Here is a 17974-nt window from a genome sequence, read left to right as displayed (position 1 = left end):
CAGGGTGCGCGTGCGCTTCTCCCGCGGGGTCCTGACCATCGCGGCCATCGTCGTCGTGCTCGCGGTGGCCATCACCGTGGGCCTGTACAACCTGCTCAAGCAGGCCAAGCCGTTCCGGCAGGCCGAGGCCGGGTGCGTGGTCCGCACGCCGTCGGGGGAGCTGAGCCTGGACGTCGAGCAGGCGCAGATCTCGGCGACCATCGCGGCGGTGGCCGCGCGCCGCAGGCTGCCCGAGCGGGCGGTCGTGATCGCCTACGCGACGGCGCTGCAGGAGTCGAAGCTCTTCAACGTCAACCACGGCGACCGCGACTCGCTCGGCGTCTTCCAGCAGCGTCCCTCGCAGGGCTGGGGCAAGCCGAAGCAGATCATGGACCCGGTCTACTCCACCAACAAGTTCTTCGCCGCGCTGGTCAAGGTGAAGAACTACCGCAAGATCCCGCTGGCGGAGGCGGCCCAGGAGGTGCAGCGCTCGGCCGCGGGCTACGCGTACGCGCCGCACGAGGGCGACGCCAAGATCCTCGCGGCGGCGTTCACGGGGCGCGTGCCCAAGGCCCTGCACTGCACCTACCCCGAGCCGACCGCCACCCCCACGACCGGCCCGCGCCCCCGCACCGACGAGGCGCGCCGCAAGCTCGCCCGCGCGCTGGGCAGCACCGCGATCACCACGGAGCGCCGCGGATGGCTGGTCGCCGCGTGGTCGGTCGCCCATGCTCAGGAGTACGGCCTGCGCCGCGTCGACTACAGCGGGGTGTCATGGCGGGCCGAGGAGGTCAGCGACGGGTGGAAGCCCGGCGGCAAGTCCTCGACCACCGAGGTCGTCCTGTCCTGAACGTGACCATCCCCGGAACGGGAGCCGGTATTGCCGGCAAACATCGAACGATCTGGAAATTGCCCGCAATATCCCTCAATTTCGTGGGTTTGCCGGCAAACGCCTGGCCGGGACCTCTTCCGGTCCATCCCTGACCCCAGCCTGAGCGCGGACCACTCGCGCGGCACGCGGCGCACCTGAACGAGGCGGGAGGGCCGGGCCGGTCGATTCCACGGCAGGCCACGCGGGCGGTGCGGATGACCGGAAACGTCAGGAAGCGTGGCTGATGATGGAGATGGAGCCCGGGGGCAGGGGCTGGGCGTAGCTGGCCATCCACGGGGAGCCCTGCACGCGCTCGAAGGAGAGCAGGCGCCCGTCGGCGGCCCGGTAGTCGGCGAAGTCCAGCAGGCCGCGGTCCGGGTGACCGGTGTCCCCCTCGGAACGGAAGGCGGCCGTGCCCCGGTCCACGGGGAAGAACTCCACGCCCTCCATGATGATCATGCTCTTGGCCGGGATCATGCCCTGCGTGGGCACCTCGGTCCAGACGAGAACCTCCAGGTGGGGCGGGTCACCGGAGACCAGCCCCTGCCGGATCTCGACCGTCAGCCAGCGGGCCCGCCGCGAGCCGTCGTCCAGCAGGTACTCGGTCCACTGCTGCCCCTGGAGCGCCACGTGCAGGGCCCCGAGCACCTCGGAACGCGCCCCGTGCACCTCGATCCGGTCACCCACCCGGATCTCGCGCGGATCGTCGTAGCCGCCGGCGTGCGCCTGCATGCTCACCGGCGCGGGCATCGGGCTCTGGACGACCACGTCCTCGGACCGAGGCGTGGCCGAGCGGCCCCTCCTGTCCTGGCGCATGGTGGCGACGAAAGCCCCAAGCAACAACAGGACGGTGGCGATGCTCAGCCCGAGTACGACCCAGGAGGTCATGCTCATCGTCCAGCTCGCTCCACTCGCGGTCTGCCTCGGCAAACGCCCTGTATCTACTTATGTCTACGTACGACGCGCGATCCTACTGGAGGCGGCGCACCGCCGCATCGATGCGTTCGTCGGTTGCCGTTATGGCGATGCGAACGTGCCGTTCACCTGCGGATCCGTAAAATTCACCCGGCGCGACCAAAATGCCGTTTTCGGATAGCCGCCCAACCTGCTCCCACGCGGGCTCGCCGTTCGTGGCCCACAGGTACAGTCCGGCGGTCGAGTGGTCCACCCGCCAGCCCGCCTTCTCCAGCGCCGGACGGAGCACCGCCCGGCGGGCCGCGTACCGCTCGCGCTGGGCGTCGGCGTGATCGTCGTCGGCGAACGCGGCGGCCATCGCGGCCTGGACGGGCTGCGGCATCAGCATGCCCGCGTGCTTGCGCATCTCCAGCAGCCGGCCGATCAGTGCCGGGTCTCCGGTGACGAAGCCCGCGCGGTAACCGGCCAGGTTCGAGCGCTTGGAGAGCGAGTGAACGGCCAGCAGCCCCTCGTGCGAGCCCTCGCACACGTCAGGATGAAGGATGGAGATGGGCCGGTCCTCCCAGCCGAGCTCGATGTAGCACTCGTCGGAGGCGACCACGGCGCCGCGCTCGCGCGCCCAGGCGACGACCTTGCGCAGGTGCTCGGCGGGCAGCACCTTGCCCGTGGGGTTGCCGGGCGAGTTGACCCAGACCAGGTCGACGGGCTCGGGCCCGAGCGCCAGCAGCCCGTCGGCGGCCGTGCCGTGGGCTCCGGCCAGCCGGGCGCCGACGTCGTAGGTCGGGTAGGCCAGTTCGGGGAAGACGACCCGCTTGGCGCCCAGGTACGTGGGCAGCCAGGCCACGAACTCCTTTGACCCGATCAGCGGCAGCACGTCCCGCTGGTCCACGCGCACGCCGTGGCGGCGGGCCAGCCAACCGGAGGCGGCCTCGCGCAGCGCCTTGGTGCCGTGGGTGAGGGGGTAGCCGGGGCTGTCGGCCGCCTCGATCAGCGCGGCCCGCACGAGCGGCGGCACCGAGTCCACCGGCGTGCCCACCGACAGGTCCACGATCCCGTCGGGATGAGCGGCGGCCCGCTCCTTGTACGGCACGAGCCGGTCCCAGGGGAAGTCAGGCAGGTTGTTCACAGAAACCCACACTAGTGGCCCTGGGTCACCGGGGTTTCCTGTTCCGGGGGGCCTGGGTTCCGATCATGAGCGTGCCGGGTTTCGATCGGGGGCGCGGCGGGGTTGCCGGGCTTTGAGCGGGGGTACCGGGCCTTGATCGGGGTTTCGATCGGGGGCACGGCGGGGTTGCCTGTCCAGCGGGTCGGCGGAACGCCGTGACGGCGCGAACCACGTCCGACGTGAGAAGCGACCCCCACGATCGGCGCCCGCCAGGGTCGGCGGGTGGCGTGGGGGTGGCTTGCCGTAACGGATACAGCGTCTCAGAGAGCGAGACGGCGGCTAGTGATCCTCGGCCTGCGGGGGGAGGACGGCGACGACCGGGTGGTCCTTGTCGATCTTGCCGACCTTCGAGGCGCCGCCGGGCGAGCCCAGGTCCTCGAAGAAGTCCACGTTCGCCTTGTAGTACTCCTTCCACTGCTCGGGAAGGTCGTCCTCGTAGAAGATCGCTTCCACGGGGCACACAGGCTCGCACGCGCCGCAGTCCACGCACTCGTCGGGGTGGATATAAAGCATGCGCTCGCCCTCGTAGATGCAATCGACGGGGCACTCCTCGATGCACGCCTTGTCAAGGACGTCCACGCAAGGCTGCGCGATGACGTAGGTCACCTCGAGCTCCTTCTTCTCCGCACCATGGCGCGACTCCAACCGCGGTTTGCTAAGCCCTAGTATTGCCGTGCTAGCCAAGTGGCTGGAACGGAGGGTGCCAAACTCGTGGCCGCTCGCCTGACAATCATGGTCACATCTGCGGATATAGGGGTACGGATCACCACGCGTAGGCGGGTGCCCGGCGGGTTCCGCGATGCGGTCGGCATTCTCGAATCGTGGGACGACGGCGTCCTCACGGTTCGTAAACGGGACGGCACGATCGTGGAGATCGCCGAGGAATCCCTGGTCGCGGCCAAGGTGGTCCCGGCCGCGCCTCCTCGACCTGGGCGGATGTAGCGGTAAGTATTCGTTGTGTGACAGTACGTACCTGCGCCGCCGTAGCCGCCATCCTCGTCAGCGCCGGGTGCGGCGCGTCCCCGACGACCGAGCAAAAGCCGCTGCCTCCGGTGAACGCGAAAGCCGCCTCGCTGAAGGACGGCTTCACGACCATGGACCGCCTGGCCGAGACCGCCAAGCAGGAGGGCGCGCTCACCGTGGTCGCCCTCTCCCGCGACTGGGTGAACTACGGCGAGATCATCGACACCTTCTCCGAGAAGTACGGCATCAAGGTCAACGAGCTCGAACCGCGCGCCAGCAGCGCCCGTGAGCTCCAGTCCGCCGCCCAGCTGAAGCCCGACGTGTTCGACCTGACCCTGGACGTGGCGGTGGCCAACGCGGCCAGGTTCGCGCCGTACAAGGTCCAGGGCTGGCAGGATCTGCCCGACCACGTCAAGGACACCAAGGGCGCCTGGTACGCGGCCTACGGCGGCTACATGTCCATCGGCTACGACCCGCGCGAGGTGGCCGCGCCGGCCTCCTTCGCCGACCTGGCCAAGCCCGGCTACAAGGTGGCGCTGGCCGGCGACCCGCTGAAGGCCGCGTCCGCGTTCAACGGCGTGATCGCCGCCTCGATGCTGGCGGGCACACCGCAGCCGGCCCGTGGCGTGGACCTGTTCGCCAAGCTCAAGCAGGGCGGCAGGCTCACCGATCCGGTCCAGGCGAACGTGGTCGTCGACTGGGACCACCTCAACGCCGCCCGCGCCGCCGAGGACCCCGAGGCGTGGAAGGTCACGATCCCGCGCGACGCCCCGCTGGGCGGCTACTACGTGCAGGCGATCAACAAGGACGCGACACATCCGGCCGCCGCCCGGCTGTGGCAGGAGTTCCTCTTCTCCGACGAGGGCCAGAACCTCCTCCAGAAGGGGTACGCCCGTCCGGCCCGCGGCGAGGCGATGCTCATGCGCGGCACGCTCGACACCGAGCAGGCGGCGAAACTTCCCGTCGCACCCGGCCCGCCGCTCCTGCTCACGATTCCGCAGGCAGATGCCGCAAAGTCGTACCTCAAGCGGGAATGGGCGCACAGTATGCGATGAGACCCCTGTGACGGGATATGTCGTGAGAGACGGTCAGCATCTACAGTTAGCGACAGCACGGCCGCGGGGGCCCGATGTCTGATGATTGTGAGCTGATCGTCTTGCGCTACGACGCACCGAGTTTGGAGCGGTGGACCAGTCGCACTCTGGACAGCAGCTTCGGATACGTTTCCGCCAGGGGCGCGCCCCTGGTCGACCTGCTGGATCCGCGGCCTGGCGAGCGCGTGCTCGACCTGGGCTGCGGCACCGGCGTGCTGACCGCCGAGATCGCCTTACGGGGAGCCCACGTGCTGGGCATCGACGGCTCCCCCGCCATGATCGAGAAAGCGCTCGCGCAGTACCCCGGGATCGACTTCATCGTCGGCGACGGCCACGACTTCAACGTCGCCCAGGCCTACGACGCCGTCTTCTCCAACGCCGCGCTCCACTGGATGAGCCGCGACCCGGGCGCGGTGATCTCCAGCGTCCGCGAGGCGCTCGCGCCCGGCGGGCGCTTCGTCGCCGAGATGGGCGGCGCGGGCAACTGCGCGGAACTCACCGCCGCCATGCACACCGCCTGGCGCGAGTACGGCCTGCCGGAACCGGACCTGCCGTGGTATTTCCCCACACCCGCCGCGTACGCCTCCCGGCTGGAGCAGGAGGGCTTCGTGGTCCGCCTGCTGGAGCACTTCGACCGTCCCACCCCGCTCGACGAGTGCCCTGGCGGCGCCGCTGACTGGGTGCGGATGTTCGCCGGATCGGTGCTGAACGGAGTGCCGCCGGAGATCGTCGACCCGCTGCTCCGCCGGGTCAACGAACTGGCCGCTCCCGCCCTTCGCAGGGAAACGGGCTGGATGGCCGACTACGTGCGTCTACGCTTCGCTGCCGTGAAGCGCTGATGCGTAGTCCATGATGCGTAGGGGCGTTTTGCCGGACTATGGTCTGTTCCGTGGGCTGCGAACGTATGGCTGGATCGCTACGGCGGCGTGAGGGACGGGTGAACGTAACAGGATGAATTTCTGCCTGAGCGACCTCGTACCACCGTTGAGGTGGAGCGACGCGTCGGCGATCACACTTCTTCACGGGCAGCCGGACCTGCCGGAGGCATGGTGGCGCAGTCTGCCGATGCCGCATGTGCTGGCCGCGATCGGCCCCGAATCCCTGGGCGAACTGCTGACGGAGATCGCGCTGGAGCACTGGCCGGCCGCGGCCGTCGGCGACGTGCTGCCCGCCCTGCACGTGCTCGACCCGGACGACGCCGACGAGCCGCAGGTGGCGATCGCGCTCGACCGGGCGGGATCGTGGACGGGGCTGCTCGCGCTGACCAGCCGTGAGCTGATGGACCAGCCGTTCATTCAGGCGCGTCCGGTGCTCAACATGCTGTTCTCCGCTGTTCTGGTACGGCTCGCGCCCTCCCCCAGACCCGCCCCGGAACCCCGCCGCGCCACCCGACCGGCACCCGAGCCGGTGGCCGGGGCGGTGTCCAAGGCGGCCGGGCCGGTGTCAGAGCCGGTGGCGGAGTCCTCCGCCGAGCCCGTCGCCGTCGTGGTGGCCGTCGCGCAGCCGGTGCCCGAGGAGCCGCAGGAGGCCGCGGAACACCGGGAAGAGGCCGCGGGAGACGAGCCTGTGGCCGTCGCCCAGGCCGAAGAGCCCGAGGCTGAGGAGCCTGAAGAGCCCGAGGGTGGGGAGCCCGAGTCCGAGGGTGGGGAGCCCGAGGAAGAGGCCGAGGCTGGGGAGTCCGAGGCGGCCGACTCCGAGGAGCCGGTGGCAGCGGTTGAGCAGGAGGCGGCCGAGGAGTCCGCAGGGGCGGAAGCCGACGCGGAGGCGGAGGAGCCCGCAGAGGCCGTCGCTGAGGCGCAGGAGCCCGCGCAGGCCGACGAGGCCGAGGAGCCTGCGGAAGCCGATGAGCCCGACGCGGACGAGCACGAAGCCGGCGCGGAGCACGAAGCCGAGGGTGCGCCTGAGGCGGAGGGTGCTGATGGCGGGGCGGTGGAGGACGGCTCTGGGCCCAGGCTGCCGGCGTTGATCGAGTCCGCCTTCGCCGACCTGGACGACAAGAGCTGGGCCGTCGCGCAGAACCGGGTCTTCACCGACCAGCCGTCGGCCGTGGAGCAGTTGGCCAAGTTGTTCGCCGTCTCGCCGGCCGAGATCAACGCCACGGAGATCGCCCTGCGGTCCCGGCTGGAGCGGTGGCTGGCCAGCGACGAGGCGGCGCCGTTCCGGGCACATCTGGACGAGCTGCGCGGCACGATCGGCGAGGCCGCCCCCCGCGACAAGCTGATCGGCGCCGCGGACTGGCACGCCAGGGAGATCCGCGCGCTGGAGGTTCCCGCGTGGCAGTTCGTGAAGGCGACGCTGGCAGGGGCCGCGACCGCTCAGGCCGTTCAGGCCGCGCCCGCCTCGGGCGCGGCGGGATCGGGCGCGGCGGGATCGGGCGCGGCGGGATCGGGCGCGGCGGGATCGGGCGCGGCGGGATCGGCGGCCGCCTCGGGAGACGTGCCGCCGGGGCCGTCGCCGTTCGAGCCGGCCGGGTCGGGTGCGGCTGAGGAGCAGGTCAGGTTCGGGGCGTTCACGCCGCACGAATCCGGTGAGCAGAACGGCGAGCACGCCGCCAAGCCGTACCAGCCGCTCAAGGACGTCTCCCAGACCAGGCGCTGCTTCCGCCAGCCGGACGGCCGCTGGTACCTGCGGGTGGACGTCACGGCCGAGCATCTCGGCGGGTCGGAGTGCCTGTTGCCGACCGGGTTCGCCGCCTATCTGGGGCTGTCTCCGGGCGAGAGCCGCATGGTCAGGAGCGCCGCGGGTGAGCTGACCATGAGCTGGCACGGGCGTCCGGTGCTGGAGTCGGTTTCCCGCCTGCTGCTGGATGTCGGGGCGAAGGAGGGCGGGCACGTGTTCCTGACGCTGTCGGACGAGGGCGTGCTGCGCGCCAGGCACCTGCCGGTGGCCGCGCCCAGCGCCGACAAGATCACCAGGGCGCTCCGGCTCGTCTGCTACACCGCGCCGGACGCGGGGCTGGAGGTGGCCGCGCGGGTGATCGCGACCAGGATCGGGATGACCGGCCCCGTGGCCCTTCCCGACGTGCTCGCCAGGCTCCGCGAACGCGGGGACCGCGACCTGCTCGATCTCTTGGACTGAGCCCCGTGCCGCGGCTCGCGATCGGCCCCGACTTCCCTCGGGGGCTCAGCGCACTGGCACCGCCGGTGCGTGAGAGCGCCGTGAGCGCGCTGCGCCGCTTCCTGCTGACCGAGAACGGCGCGCCCCACCCCGAGAGGGTCAGGGGCGCCAGGGACGCGCGGGTGGCCACTCTGCGCCTGGCGGAGGGGCAGCGCGGCGTCGTGGTGCGTCAGCGCGAGGTGTACTGGCTGCGCGCCCTGCTGCCCGACCCGGACGCCTGGTCGTTCGCCCAGCGCCACCGCTACGGCGTGAACCCGGTGATCGGCGTCCTTGAGGAGTGGGACGCGGCGGCCCTGGAAAGGGTCGAGCCGGCGCTGCGCCGCTCGGCGGGCGCGTCGCGGCTGTTCGACCCGATCTGCGACGGCGACCTGCTGGCGCTGGGGCTGGATCCGCGGGTGCTGCCGCTCGTCAGGCTCATCACGACCGAGGCGGACGTGGCGGCGCTGGAGCCGCTGCTGCCGCCCACGCAGCACCTGCCGCTGGCCGTACTGGGCCGGGGCGGCTCGATGTCGGAAGCGTGGCGCGAGCTGGACGGCTGCCGCGCCGTCGACGGCGCGACCGGCTGGGTCGACCAGGACGACCTGCACGCGGCCCTGGAACGCAGCCCGGACCGCGCGGTGTTCGCGGCCGACGCCGAGGAGCTCGACCAGGTGCTCGCGGCGCCCCACTGGTGCACGTTCCTGCACCCGCCGCAGCACCGGCTGGCCAGGACCGGCCGCTACGACCATCCGGTGCTGGTCATCGGCGGCGCCGGAACCGGCAAGACGCTCCTGGCGCTGCACCGCGCCGCCCATCTGGCCAGGCACGGGGGCGGGCGGGTGCTGCTGGTGACGTTCTCGCAGGGGTTGTGCGAGGACCTGTCGGGGCGGCTGGACGTGCTGGTCAAGGACGAGGTGATCCGCAAGCGGATCGAGGTGGACAACCCGGAGCGGCTGGCGGTGCGGATCGTGGCCGACGCCGAGGGCCGCCGGCCCGTGCTGGCGGGGGCGGGGGCCAGGTCGCTGGCCGAGCTCACGGAGCAGGCGCTGGTGCTGCTCGGGCGGGCCACGGGAGATCTGCTCGACGACGTGGATCCGGGACGCAAGCCGTACCGTCACATGATTGTGGACGAGGCGCAGGACGTCAGCCCGGCGCAGTGGCGGCTGCTGCGCGCGGTGGTGCCGCGCGCGCACGACGATCTCTTCGTCGTCGGCGACCCGCACCAGCGGATCACCGACACGCGGGTGACGCTGAGCTCGGCCGGGATTCCCGCCGTGCAGCACGCGCTGCGGGTCTCCTACCGGCTGCCGCACGAACTGCTCTCCTTCGGGGTACGGCTGCGCGGCGGCGGCCCGACGGACGGCCTGGTCAAGGGCCTGGCCGGCATGTACGGGCTGCGCGGCACCGGGCACGGCGAGCGCCCGATGGTCCGGGCCTACGACACGCCCGAGGCGGAACTGGCCGGGCTGGCCGCCACGGTGCGCTCATGGCTGGACGAGGGCGTCTCGGCCCGCGCGATCGCGGTGGCGGCGCGGACGATGAAGCTGGTGCGGGCGGCCAAGAAGGCGCTGGGCGGGCTGGACGTCCCGGTCGCGATGTTCCACCATCTCAAAGGCTTGGAGTTCGAACGTGTGGCGCTGATCGGGGTGACGGAGGGTGTCGTACCGGAAACTCCGCCGCAGGACCCGGCAGAGCGCGCGCGGGCCTTACAACGCGAGCGAAGCGTGCTTTATGTGGCCTGTACCCGGGCCAGATCAATGCTCTATATATCCCATTCAGGGAGAGGAAGCCCATTTCTCTCCCTCTGATCACATAGTCTGAACTGCGGATACTTCCCTTTGCCGGTTGGACCCCAATGAATCTCAGCCTGAGCGACCTCGCGCCACCCCTGCGCTGGACCTCTCCCAGCCAGATCGCGCCGATCGCGGAAGAGCCACAGCTGCCCGAGGCATGGTGGCACGCGATCCCGATCGACCGTGCCTGCGCGCTGGCGGGCACGCAGACAGTCGCGGGCAACCTCGCCGACCTCGCCGTGGCCTTCTGGGGGCACCTCCCCCTCGGCGACATCCTGCCCCTCCTGCGTTTCTCCGACCCCGTGGACGCCGAGCGCACGCCGGAGACCCTGGGCCGTGACGCGGTGCTGAAGATGTTCGTGCGCGTCTTCGAGCGGCTGCTTGAGCCGGTCGCCGAGCGCGCGCCCGAGGTGCGGGCCGACCGGCCGGTGCCCGAGCTCATCGACGCGCTGTTCGCCGCACTCGACGACCGGCAGCGGGCCATCGCCCGCGACCGGCTGTACGCGGCGCAGCGCGCCACGCTCGACGAGCTGGCCCAGCGTTTCTCCGTGACCCGCGAGCGGATCCGGCAGATCGAGCGCGACCTGCGCGACCACGTGGAGGCCTGGCTGGGCGGCCCCGAGGCGGCGCCGCTGGTCGCGCACGTGACGTGGCTGCGGGGGCGGCTCGGCTCCGCCGTACCGGCCGACGACCTGACGGCGGCGGTGCCGTGGCACCGCGGCGAGCTCACGACCCTGAACATCCCGACCTGGCGCTTCGTCCGGACGCTGCTGACCGGCTATGAGCAGTCCGACGACTGGCTGGTGGCGGGCGGCGGCGACGAGCTGCGGGAGAAGACCAGGCAGTTGTTCGCCGACGGCCCGCGGCCCATGGGCGAGGCGGTCTCCATGGTCACCCAGCTCGGCGTCCGCGAGGACGTGGCGGAGCGGTGGATCCTGGCCGTGCCCCAGCTGCGGATACTCGACGGGCACGTGGTGCCGTGGCCGCGCAGCATCAACGAGAAGGCCGAGGCGGTCCTGTCGGTCGCCGGGCGGCCGCTGTCGCCGGAGGAGATCCAGGAGCGCATCGGCGAGGACTACAGCCTCGTCGGCATCCGCAACCAGCTCACCGCCGACGAGCGCTTCCTGCGCGTGGACAGGAACAAGTACGGGCTGACGCGCTGGGGCGGCGACGAGTACCTGGGGATCAGGGAGATGATCGCCAGGGAGATCGAGCGGGCCGGCGGCGAGGCCTCGGTGAGCACGATCGTCACGAACCTCACCGCCAAGTACGACGTGAGCGAGAGCTCGGTGCGCGCCTACTCGGGCGGGCCCGGGTTCGAGCGCACCCAGCGCGGGTGGATCAGGGTCGCGGGTACGGCGCCGCCCGGCGAGGTGGCGGAGCCGTACCAGCCGCGCAAGGACGTCTCGGAGACGCGGCGCAGCTTCCGCAGCCGGGACGGGCGCTGGTGGCACCGGGTGGACGTGAACGCCGAGCACCTGCGCGGCTCCGGTTCGCCGCTGCCGACGGGCTTCGCGGCCTATCTGGGCATGGCGCCGGGCGGCCAGCTGACCGCGGCGACGCCCTCGGGGGACGTGGTGATCAGCTGGCACAACCAGCCGACGATGGGCTCGATCCGCAACGTCCTGGCCGACTTCAAGGCCGGCGAGGGCGACCACGTGTTCCTGACCGTCTCCGACGGCGGCGAGCTGCTCACGCGCTTCCTGCCCGCGGCCAACGTGGCGCTGACGCCGCTCGGCCGCGCGCTGCACCTGATCGGCTACACCGCACCGGTGAACTCGGAGCTGGAGGGCCTGCAGCTGATCGGGGCGCGGATCGGGCTGCCGGAGACCTCGGCGCGGGACGAGGTGATCGGCCGGCTGCGCGAGCGGGGCGACCGCGACATCCTGGGTTTCCTGGGGGTGTGAGCCTAAGCTCGGGGCATGTTGCGGATCTATGACACCAGGACCAGGAAGGTAGAACCCGTCACCCCGGCGGCCGGCGCCGTCCGGATGTATTCCTGCGGGCCCACCGTGTACCGGTTCGCGCATGTCGGCAACCTGCGGACGTACCTGCTGTCGGATCTGATCCGCCGGGTTCTGGGGGCCCGCCGCGTACGCGTGCGCGCCTGCCAGAACATCACCGACGTCGGCCACCTCGTGGACGACGCGGAGATCGGCGAGGACAAGGTCCTCATGCAGGCGCGCGCCGAGGGGAAGTCGACGCTGGAAATCGCGCGCTTCTACGAGGACGCCTACCGCCGCGACTGCGCCGCGCTCAACATCCGGCCGGCCGACATCTCCCCCCGCGCCACCGAGACCATCGACCTGATGATCGAGCTGATCGTCAAGCTGATGGAGAAGGGCCACGCATACGCGGTGCCGGACGGATCGGTGTTCTTCGCCGCCGAGACCTTCCCCACGTACGGCGAGATCTCCGGCAACCGGCTGGACGCGCTCAAGCCCGGCCACCGCGTCGAGGGCGTCGACCCGCGCAAGCGCTTCCACGCCGACTGGGCGCTGTGGAAGCACGCGGACCGCGAACTGACCTGGCAGACCCCGTGGGGCGGCGTCGGCTTCCCCGGCTGGCACATCGAGTGCTCGGCCATGTCGCTGCGCTACCTCGGCGACCACATCGACATCCACACCGGCGGCATCGACCTTCGCTTCCCCCACCACGAGGACGAGCGCGCCCAGTCGAACTCCGCCGCCGGGCGCGAGGTCGTCCAGCGCTGGGTCCACGGCGAGCACCTGCTGTTCGACGGCCGCAAGATGGCCAAGTCCACGGGCAACGTGGTGCTGCTCCAGGACGTGGCCGCCCAGGGTCTCGATCCGCTGGCGCTGCGGCTGGCGTTCATGGAGCACCGCTACCGCCAGCAGCTCAACCTGAGCTGGGACACCCTGCGCGCCGCCGACCGCACGCTGAGACGGTGGCGCGCGCGGGTGGCCGAGTGGGCCGAGCACCCGAGCGCCCCCATCGCCGCCGCCTATTCGGAACGCGCCCAGGACGCATTCGACGACGACCTCGACACCCCCACCGCGCTGCGCGTCCTGCGCGAGCTGGAGCGGGACGACGGGGTCGCGCCAGGCGCCAAGTTCGAGACGTTCCTCCACCTGGACAACGTGCTCGCCCTGGACCTGTCCAGCGAGATCGGCAGGGCGCCCGTCCTTCCGACCGGCGCCGCCGAACTGCTCGACCAGCGGGCCCGCGCCCGCGAGGCGCGCGACTGGGACGCCGCCGACCGGCTCAGGGACGAGCTCGCCGAGAAGGGCGTGAAGGTCGCCGACACCCCGGACGGCCAGACCTGGTCATGACCCGTCGGGGAGGACGCTGAGGCGCCGGCCGATGCCGCCGTCCACGGGCAGCTTGACGCCGGTGGTGTAGGTGGCCTCCAGAGCCAGGAAGACCGCCGCGTCGGCCACTTCCTCCGAGGTCCCGTGGCGGCGCATCGGGGTCGCCAGGTCGCCCGCGGCCTTGAACGCCGCCCGTTCCTCCGTCGTGAACCCCGCCACCCCCGCCGTGGGCGTGTCGATGAACCCGGGCTGGACCGCGTTCACCCTGACGCCTCTGGGCAGCAGTTCGGCCGCGAGCACCTGGGCCAGCGACCACACGGCCGCCTTCGAGGCGGAGTACACGGCCATCCCCGCCGTGCCGCCGCTGTCGGCGACCGAGGTGGTGAAGACGATCGAGCCGCCCCTGCGGATCAGCGGGATCAGCTGTTGGGTGCTGAACAGGACACCCTTGGTGTTGACGGCGAACTGCCGGTCGTAGGACTCCTCGGTGACCGACTCGATCGGCCCGCCCTCGGCGACCCCGGCGTTGACGAAAACGTGGTCCACCTCACCGAGCAATTCCTTCACGGCCGGGCCGAGCGCGCGCACGTCGGCCATGTCGGCCAGGTCGGAGCGCAGCGCGTGGGCGACGAGCGGCGCCGCGCTCTCCAGGTTGCGCTCGTTCCGCCCCGTGACCAGGACCTTGGCGCCTCTCTTGGTCATCGACTCGGCGATCGCCAGGCCGATGCCGTGGGTTCCGCCGATCACCACTGCCTTCATGTTTGTCATGCCGCCCACTGTGCGGAAAGGCGCTTAGGGTCCGCTTAGGGTGAGTCTCATGCGTTTCGGGGTGCTCGGGGTTCTCTCCGTCTGGACGGACGACGGCCGTCCGGTCCGGGTACCCGAGCTCAAGGTACGCACGCTGCTGGCCGAGCTCCTCATCCACGACGACGGCCCGGTCCCCGCCGGCAAGCTCGCCGACGACCTGTGGCCCGGCCGGCTGCCGGCCGACCCCGCCGCCTCCCTCCAGGTCAGGGTCTCCCAGCTCCGGCGCGCCCTGTCGGCGGCCGAGCCCGGCGGCCGCGCGCTCGTCGCCTACCAGCCGCCCGGCTACCTCCTGCGCACCACGTCCGTGGACTCCCGCCGTTTCCTCGACCTCACCGCCCGCGCCCGCGCCACGCCCGCCCCGCGCGCCCGTGCCGATCTGCTGTCGGACGCGCTCGCCCTGTGGCGTGGCCCCGCCCTCGCCGACTTCGCCGACGCGCCCTTCGCCCAGGCCGCGATCGCCCGCCTGGAGTCGGCCCGGCTGGCCGCACTCGAAGACCAGGCAGAGGTACGGCTGGCGCTGGGCGAACACACCGAGCTGACCACCGAGCTCACGGCGCTCCTCGACCGGCATCCGCTCAGGGAACGGCTGTGGGCGGCCTACCTGCTGGCGTTGTACCGGAGCGGACGGCAGGGCGACGCGCTGGACCACTACCGGCGGATGCGCGCCCTGTTCGCGGCCGAACTCGGCGTGGACCCCGGGCCGCCGCTGGCGGAACTGCACGCGGCGATGCTCAGCCAGGACCCGTCGCTGCTCGCGGCGACGTCGGCGCGCACGCGCACCAACCTGCCCGCCCCGGTGGCCGGGCTGGTGGGCCGCGAGCGGCTGGTGGCCGGCACCCGGGAACTGCTGGGCCGGTCCCGGCTCGTCACCCTGCACGGGGTGGGCGGAGTCGGCAAGACCCGCCTGGCCCTGGCCGTCTGCGCCCCCGCGCCCGATGAGGCGTGGCTGATCGAGCTGACCGGGGCGGCGCCCGGCGCCCCGCTGGAGGCGGTGGCCGAACTGGTGGCCGCCACGCTGGGCGTCCGCGACGACGCCGCGGCGGGAACCGCCGCCGACCGGGTGGCGGACTCCTTGCGTGGCCGCCGCGCGCTGCTCGTCCTGGACAACTGCGAGCACGTCGTCGAGGCCGCCGCCGAACTGGCGGAACTGCTGCTGAGCCGCGCGCCCCAGCTCACGATCCTCACCACCACCCAGGAACCTCTCGGCCTGGCGGGCGAGACGGTCGTGACCGTCCCCCCGCTGGACGGGCCCGCCGCCGTGGAGCTGTTCACCACCCGCGCGGGACTGCGCCTGACCCCGGCCGAGACCGAACCCGTCCTGGCCGTCTGCGCCCGCCTCGACGGCATCCCCCTCGCCCTCGAACTGGCCGCCACCCGGGCCCGCACCATGCCCGTGCACGAGCTGGCCGCCCGCCTCGACGACCGCTTCCGGCTGCTCGGCGCGGGCCGGCGCGGCGGCCCAGCCAGGCAGCAGACGCTCCGGGCCACGATCGACTGGAGCTGGCACCTGCTGGGGGCGGCGGAGCAGGTGGTGTTGCGCCGGCTGGCCGTACACGCTGACGGGTGTGCGCGGGAGACGGCCGAGCAGGTGTGCGCGGGCGGGCAGGTGCGGGCGGAGGACGTCCCCGATCTGCTCGGCCGGCTGGTCGGGCGCTCGCTGGTGGTGCTGTCCGGCGGGCGGTACCGGCTGCTGGAGTCCGTCGCGGCCTACTGCTCCGAGCGCCTGGCCGAGGCGGGCGAGTCCGATGAGGTACGGCTGCGCCACGCCCACCGGCTCGTCGACCTGGCCGAACGCGCGGCGCCCCAGCTGTATGGGCACGACCAGCGCAGGTGGCTGACGATCCTGGACGCCGAGTCGGCCGACATCCGGGCCGCGTTGGAGACGTTGATCGGCCTTGGCGAGGCCGATCTGGCCCATCGGCTGGTCGGCGCGGTGGCCTGGTACTGGTACCTGCGCGGACGCCTCGGCGAGGCGCGCCGCGCGGTGTCGGCCGTCCTTTCGCTCGCCCCCTCGCGGGAAGGGATGGCGGCGGTGTGGCGGGCGGCGCTGGAGCTGTTCGCCGGTTCAGCCGTGGAGGAGCAGCCGGAGGCGGCGTCGGCGGACGGCGAGTGGCTGCTGGCGTTCGCGCAGTGGGGGTTCGGCGACCAGGACGTGGTCGAGCGGCGGCTGGGCAGGGCGCTGACGGCCTACCGCGCGGCGGGCGACGCGTGGGGCGAGGCGGCGGCGCTGATGTGCCTGGCGCGCTCGGGGTTCTCGGGTGACATGGCGGCCCGGCGGCGCGACGCGGAACGCGCGCACGCGCTCTTCCGCGCGGCCGGTGACCGGTGGGGGCAGCTCAAGTCCACAGAGATCCTCGGCACGCTGGCGGAGGTGGTGGGCGACTACGATCTGGCCGCCCGCCTCCACCGTGACGCGCTGGGCGCGGCCGAGGAGCTGGGGCTGTGGACGGAGCTGTCCTTCCGGCTCTCCGCCCTGGGGCGGATCGCCATGCTGAAGGGCGACCTCGCGGAGGCGGAGCGCCTGCACGAACGCGCCGGGCTCTTGGCCGAGGAGCAGGCCAACCTGGCGGCGATGGAGTTCGCCCAGGTGGGGCTGGGCCTGGTGGCGCGGCGGCAGGGCCACCACGACTTGGCGGAGGAGCTGCTGCGGCCGTGGGCCGAGTGGTGGCGGCGGCTCGGCGGCACCGACGGGCTCGCGTTCGTCCTGGCCGAGCGCGGGTTCGCCGCCGAGCAGCGCGGGAACCTGCCGGCCGCCCGCGACCTGCACCTCGAAGGCCTGGCCGTCGCCATGGGCACCGGCGAGCCCCGCGCGGTCGCGCTGGCCTTCGAGGGCCTGGCGGGAGTGCACGTCCTCGGCGGCGACCCGCGCCGCGCGGCGGAACTGCTCGGCGCCGCTGCCGCCGCCCGTGAGTCCGCCGGAGCGCCCCTGCCCGCGGGCGAGCGCGCCGACGTGGACCGGATCTCGGCCGCGGCCGCACGGGACGGCGGCTTCGCCGCCTCCTACGCCCGCGGCAACGCCTCGCCCCTCGACGAGGTGGCCGAGCGCGAGCTCGGATGATGGGGTGGGCGGACGGCATGGCAGGGACCGTCCGCCCGGTGGCGCACCTGTCCGCATGCGGGGGGCGGCGCCTCGGGCAGCGTAGGGATGGCGGGGTTGCACGTAGGTTGCCGATACTGGGGAGTATCGACACAGAACGAGCACGGGAGCTGTTCGGCGGGGAGCGGGTGGCGCGCCTCGCCACGACCGGCGCGGACGGGGCGCCGCATCTGGTTCCGGTGACGTTCGCGCTGGACGGCGACCGGGTGGTGATCGCCGTCGACGACAAGCCGAAGCGGACGCGCGAGCTGCGCCGCCTGCGGAACGTCAGGGAGAACCCCCGCGTGGCGCTCCTGGCCGACCACTACGACGACGACTGGACCCGGCTGTGGTGGGCGCGGGCCGACGGGCTGGCGCGAGTCGTGACGGAGTGGCCGACCCGGGGGTTGCGCGACAGGTACGAGCAGTATCGGCGGGTGCCGCCGGGCGGGCCGTACCTCGTGGTGGAGGTGGAACGCTGGACGGGCTGGGCCTACGCGGACGGGTAGCAGGCCGAGGGGCCTGCCACCCGGTCACCGGGTCAGCGGCAGGGGAAGCCGGCGCCCTGCTGGACGCGGATCGTGGCTCCGTCGCGGAAGGCGGCGGGGATCGGGCCGCTGCCCACGCACAGGACGTGCGACCGGGTGCCCTTGCGCAAGGAGACGGCGCAGCCGGGCGCGGGGGTGTTCTGGAAGGTGGCCAGGCCGTTCGCGCCCACGGACTGGGACGGCTGCGCGCAACCGGCATAGGTGAGCATGTACGACACGCCCGCGTCCGTGGTGAGCACGAGCCGTCCCTGAGTGGCGGCGGAGGCCGGGGCCGTGCCGAGAGCCGCCGCTGCGGCGAACCCGGCCAGCAGCAGCGTGACTGACTTCTTCATGATCGTCCTCTTTCTTCGACGGTAAGGACGGACACTGCGGCATCACGCTAGGGAGCCGGGCTT

General features: G+C 72.3%; 15 protein-coding genes. 10 read left to right on the top strand and 5 right to left on the bottom strand.

Annotation, left to right across the window (positions count from 1 at the left end):
- Positions 1–4: 4 nt before the first annotated feature.
- Positions 5–829 (top strand): hypothetical protein, encoded by an 825-nt coding sequence (locus ACIBHY_RS22010; protein WP_397251487.1) that lies wholly within the window; start codon positions 5–7, stop codon positions 827–829.
- Positions 830–1078: 249 nt separating this feature from the next.
- On the opposite strand, the gene ACIBHY_RS22005 is transcribed toward ACIBHY_RS22010, so the two are convergent.
- From ACIBHY_RS22005 to fdxA, 3 genes are all read right to left on the bottom strand, one after another.
- Positions 1079–1744, bottom strand: coding sequence for a DUF4178 domain-containing protein (locus ACIBHY_RS22005; protein WP_397307579.1), 666 nt, complete (start codon positions 1742–1744; stop codon positions 1079–1081).
- Positions 1745–1820: 76 nt separating this feature from the next.
- Positions 1821–2891 carry a succinyldiaminopimelate transaminase gene (gene dapC, locus ACIBHY_RS22000; RefSeq protein ID WP_397307578.1) on the bottom strand — a complete coding sequence of 357 codons (1071 nt, stop codon included), beginning with the start codon at positions 2889–2891 and terminating at the stop codon, positions 1821–1823.
- A gap of 318 nt (positions 2892–3209) precedes the next feature.
- Complete coding sequence (gene fdxA, locus ACIBHY_RS21995; protein WP_184967872.1) at positions 3210–3536, bottom strand: ferredoxin; 327 nt, start codon at positions 3534–3536, stop codon at positions 3210–3212.
- Between the two features lie 126 nt (positions 3537–3662).
- Between fdxA and ACIBHY_RS21990 the strand changes: the two genes are divergently transcribed.
- From ACIBHY_RS21990 to cysS, 7 genes are all read left to right on the top strand, one after another.
- Positions 3663–3872: a hypothetical protein gene (locus ACIBHY_RS21990; protein ID WP_397251493.1), complete on the top strand. Its 210-nt coding sequence runs from the start codon at positions 3663–3665 to the stop codon at positions 3870–3872.
- Between the two features lie 17 nt (positions 3873–3889).
- Positions 3890–4948 (top strand): ABC transporter substrate-binding protein, encoded by a 1059-nt coding sequence (locus ACIBHY_RS21985; RefSeq protein WP_397251496.1) that lies wholly within the window; start codon positions 3890–3892, stop codon positions 4946–4948.
- A 74-nt stretch (positions 4949–5022) separates the two neighbouring features.
- Positions 5023–5826 carry a class I SAM-dependent methyltransferase gene (locus tag ACIBHY_RS21980; RefSeq protein WP_397251498.1) on the top strand — a complete coding sequence of 268 codons (804 nt, stop codon included), beginning with the start codon at positions 5023–5025 and terminating at the stop codon, positions 5824–5826.
- Between the two features lie 226 nt (positions 5827–6052).
- Positions 6053–8065 carry a hypothetical protein gene (locus ACIBHY_RS21975; RefSeq protein WP_397307577.1) on the top strand — a complete coding sequence of 671 codons (2013 nt, stop codon included), beginning with the start codon at positions 6053–6055 and terminating at the stop codon, positions 8063–8065.
- A 5-nt stretch (positions 8066–8070) separates the two neighbouring features.
- The gene (locus ACIBHY_RS21970) at positions 8071–9891 is read left to right on the top strand and encodes a UvrD-helicase domain-containing protein (RefSeq protein WP_397251501.1); all 1821 of its coding nucleotides are present in this window, start codon (positions 8071–8073) and stop codon (positions 9889–9891) included.
- 47 nt (positions 9892–9938) lie between these two features.
- On the top strand, positions 9939–11783 hold the full coding sequence (locus tag ACIBHY_RS21965; RefSeq protein ID WP_397251503.1) for a sigma factor-like helix-turn-helix DNA-binding protein: 1845 nt from the start codon (positions 9939–9941) through the stop codon (positions 11781–11783).
- A 15-nt stretch (positions 11784–11798) separates the two neighbouring features.
- On the top strand, positions 11799–13169 hold the full coding sequence (gene cysS / locus ACIBHY_RS21960; protein ID WP_397307576.1) for a cysteine--tRNA ligase: 1371 nt from the start codon (positions 11799–11801) through the stop codon (positions 13167–13169).
- Here cysS and ACIBHY_RS21955 read toward each other — a convergent pair.
- The gene (locus ACIBHY_RS21955) at positions 13164–13916 is read right to left on the bottom strand and encodes an SDR family NAD(P)-dependent oxidoreductase (protein WP_397307575.1); all 753 of its coding nucleotides are present in this window, start codon (positions 13914–13916) and stop codon (positions 13164–13166) included. The two genes, cysS and ACIBHY_RS21955, sit on opposite strands and share 6 nt — an antisense overlap.
- Before the next feature lie 49 nt (positions 13917–13965).
- Here ACIBHY_RS21955 and ACIBHY_RS21950 point away from each other — a divergent pair, with 49 nt between their 5' ends.
- Both ACIBHY_RS21950 and ACIBHY_RS21945 read left to right on the top strand, forming a co-directional pair.
- Positions 13966–17013, top strand: coding sequence for a BTAD domain-containing putative transcriptional regulator (locus ACIBHY_RS21950; RefSeq protein WP_397307574.1), 3048 nt, complete (start codon positions 13966–13968; stop codon positions 17011–17013).
- 116 nt (positions 17014–17129) lie between these two features.
- Positions 17130–17540, top strand: coding sequence for a TIGR03668 family PPOX class F420-dependent oxidoreductase (locus ACIBHY_RS21945; RefSeq protein WP_397307642.1), 411 nt, complete (start codon positions 17130–17132; stop codon positions 17538–17540).
- A gap of 32 nt (positions 17541–17572) precedes the next feature.
- Here the strand turns inward: ACIBHY_RS21945 and ACIBHY_RS21940 are convergent, their stop codons facing one another.
- Positions 17573–17911, bottom strand: a complete 339-nt coding sequence (locus ACIBHY_RS21940; RefSeq protein ID WP_397307573.1) for a hypothetical protein — start codon at positions 17909–17911, stop codon at positions 17573–17575.
- Positions 17912–17974: the final 63 nt, after the last annotated feature.

It is taken from the genome of Nonomuraea sp. NPDC050547, from assembly GCF_044457345.1.
GTDB lineage: Bacteria > Actinomycetota > Actinomycetes > Streptosporangiales > Streptosporangiaceae > Nonomuraea.
This window is presented reverse-complemented; position numbering and strand designations above follow the sequence as displayed.